Source organism: Metabacillus niabensis, assembly GCF_020524345.1.
Taxonomy (GTDB): domain Bacteria; phylum Bacillota; class Bacilli; order Bacillales; family Bacillaceae; genus Metabacillus; species Metabacillus niabensis_B.
Genome location: NZ_JAIVLH010000069.1, coordinates 1 through 520 on the forward strand (window position 1 = coordinate 1; position 520 = coordinate 520).

General features: G+C 43.5%; 2 rRNA genes. Both read left to right on the plus strand.

Annotation, left to right across the window (positions count from 1 at the left end):
- Positions 1–74: ribosomal RNA gene (locus LC095_RS26680) — 16S ribosomal RNA — on the plus strand; the annotation flags it as partial.
- A gap of 361 nt (positions 75–435) precedes the next feature.
- Positions 436–520, plus strand: a 23S ribosomal RNA gene (locus LC095_RS26685); the annotation flags it as partial.

A 520-nucleotide genomic window follows, 5' to 3' on the forward strand; every position in this document is an offset into this window, starting at 1 on the left:
AGGTGGGACAGATGATTGGGGTGAAGTCGTAACAAGGTAGCCGTATCGGAAGGTGCGGCTGGATCACCTCCTTTCTAAGGATATGAGGCATGCTTGGTATTTTGTTTAGTTTTGAGAGATCATTGGATCTTTCAATAAGTAAGAAAACACATAGGAGTGAAAATGCATTCAGCATTGGATGATCCTGTGCTTTATGTTCCTTGAAAACTAGATAACGAAAACAATTCAAGTAATTCACTGAGTTTAAACGCTTAGTTTAGTGATTCTCTTAATAATTAGTAAACGGACATTAAGTTAGTATTAATGTCTCGAGGCGAAAGAGGAGCGAAGAGTACGAGGCGACGAATGTTCGAGGAGCGGAATGGACGTAATTGGTCCATGAGCACCGCAGAACATGAAGTCAACGAAGTAATCTGAAGCTCATCTTTCGCCGAAGGTTAAGTTGTTAAGGGCGCACGGTGGATGCCTTGGCACTAGGAGCCGATGAAGGACGGTACTAACACCGATATGCTTCGGGGAG